The sequence below is a fragment of the Nitrospira sp. BLG_2 genome, from assembly GCF_049222245.1.
Map to the genome: position 1 here is coordinate 1 of NZ_JBLYIG010000413.1, position 1720 is coordinate 1720.

4 protein-coding genes and 1 tRNA gene are annotated in these 1720 nt (G+C 58.4%); 4 read left to right on the top strand and 1 reads right to left on the bottom strand.

The window, feature by feature from the left end; translation table 11 throughout:
• Nucleotides 1-275 (top strand): hypothetical protein (locus ACOSYY_RS11380; protein WP_421662492.1); only part of this gene is annotated, 275 nt, incomplete at its 5' end.
• Here the strand turns inward: ACOSYY_RS11380 and rpsT are convergent.
• Complete coding sequence (gene rpsT / locus ACOSYY_RS11385; RefSeq protein ID WP_421662493.1) at nucleotides 247-525, bottom strand: 30S ribosomal protein S20; 279 nt, start codon at nucleotides 523-525, stop codon at nucleotides 247-249. The two genes, ACOSYY_RS11380 and rpsT, sit on opposite strands and share 29 nt — an antisense overlap.
• 83 nt (nucleotides 526-608) lie before the next feature.
• On the opposite strand from rpsT, the gene pyrF reads away from it, so the two are divergent.
• The 3 genes from pyrF to ACOSYY_RS11400 all read left to right on the top strand — a co-directional run.
• Complete coding sequence (pyrF, locus tag ACOSYY_RS11390) at nucleotides 609-1322, top strand: orotidine-5'-phosphate decarboxylase (protein ID WP_421662494.1); 714 nt, start codon at nucleotides 609-611, stop codon at nucleotides 1320-1322.
• A gap of 62 nt (nucleotides 1323-1384) precedes the next feature.
• Nucleotides 1385-1461 (top strand) — tRNA-His (locus ACOSYY_RS11395).
• Nucleotides 1462-1558: 97 nt separating this feature from the next.
• A partial coding sequence (locus ACOSYY_RS11400) for a DUF6538 domain-containing protein (RefSeq protein WP_421662495.1) occupies nucleotides 1559-1720 on the top strand: 162 nt, incomplete at its 3' end.

Below are 1720 nucleotides of genomic sequence, written 5' to 3' on the forward strand. Positions count from 1 at the left end.
ACCCCTGGAAGGTCCGCGCTTTCCTCGATCGATTTTCCGAACCACACCTGCAAGCCGCGCTGCGCTTGTTGCTCGACACCGATGGGAGGCTCAAGGGCGGAAGCGGGAGTCGTCCGAGAATCGTGCTGGAGCGTCTGTTATTGAAGCTCTGCGAGGACACTGCCGGCCGGCGAACCGAGCCGGCTCCTCGGCCTCCGGCCTCACCGAAGCGCAATCCTGCGCGGACCATATCGAACGTGCGAACGATTAAGAGCCGGAACCGGACAGGGCATTGACGCGAAGAGCCAAACGTGAAATTCGGCGGGATGCGGTGTTGCGATGAAGGACACCTTTCGAAACAGCCTTTCCGATCGCCGAGGTCGCTTCCAGCAAGCTGGTCTTGGCCTCGTCCGTCTTTTTCTCCGCCACGGCGGACTGAACCTTCTTGATGAGCGTCTTCACGGTATTGAGAGTTGCTCGATTTCTCTCATGGCGCCGGTCTGTTTGGCGGGCTCGTCGAATCGTCGATTTATGAACGCGTGGCATAGTTAGCTCCTCTGCAAAAGAGGTCGATTTCTATCATGGAGGGTCGCCGGTCGTCAAGGATCGGCCTGAGGAAGGAGTAAGGTATGGTGAAGATCACGGCACGCGACCGACTCATTTTGGCATTGGATGTGCCTTCAGCATCAGAAGCAGATCGGCTCTTGGACCGACTCCACGGACACATCTCCTTCGTCAAGGTGGGTCTTGAGCTCTATACCGCGGCAGGCCCGGCGATGGTCCAGCGGATTGTGGAGCGGGGCATGCGGGTGTTTCTCGATCTGAAGTTCCTCGATATCGAGGAGACGGTTCGTCGCGCGACGGCGCGGGTCGCTGCAATGGGAGTTGATTTTCTGACTGTGCATGCGAACCGCAAGGCGCTCACCGCGGCCGTGCAGGGGCGAGAAGGATCATCGCTGAAGCTGCTGGCCGTGACCGTGCTGACGAACTTCGACAGCAACGATCTTCGGGAAATGGGAATACAGCGGACAGTGCAAGACCTCGTCATAGCCAGGGCGTTGCTGGCCTCAGAGGTTGGCTGTGACGGTGTGGTGGCATCCGGAGAAGAAGCCGCAGCCATCCGGAGGAAAATCGGTCCGCGCTTTGGGATCGTCACTCCAGGGGTTCGACCGGCCGGCAGAGGGGTCGACGATCACGCGCGGGCCACCACTCCCACTCAGACCATCGCATCTGGAGCGGATTATCTTGTGATCGGTCGCCCCATTCGGGATGCAGCGGATCCGCCCGCAACCGTCGCCGCCATTCTTGCCGAGATGCAAGCCGCGTTCGATGCACGGCAGTAAAGAGCATCGGTTGCGATGGCAATCCACGCTTTGTTAATATCATCTTCTTCCATGCCCTCGTGGTGGGTGTAGCTCAGTTGGTTAGAGCGCCGGATTGTGGATCCGGAGGTCGCGGGTTCGAAACCCGTCATCCACCCCAGCAAACTATGCAAGCCGCACAAACAGCGGCGATCCCTTTCCAAAACGCTTCCAGGACTGTAGACAGAAAACCAACTGCTACAGTTTCGGAGGCTGGAATGTCTACGTTTCTTCCCAAGAAGCGCACATCGCTCTACACTCGCATTACGATCCCCAAGGTCCTACGAAATTACTTTGGAGAGCGCGTCGAAGTCTGGAAATCGCTTGGAACGGTAGATAAGGAAGAAGCCTCTTGCCGGTCCCTAGGGTGGGAAGCCCAG

What these genes read in the sequence shown, in the direction of transcription:
- pyrF (WP_421662494.1), top strand. Translation starts at nt 609, where the DNA reads ATGGTGAAGATCACGGCACGCGACCGACTCATTTTGGCATTGGATGTG.
- rpsT (WP_421662493.1), bottom strand. Translation starts at nt 525, where the DNA reads ATGCCACGCGTTCATAAATCGACGATTCGACGAGCCCGCCAAACAGAC.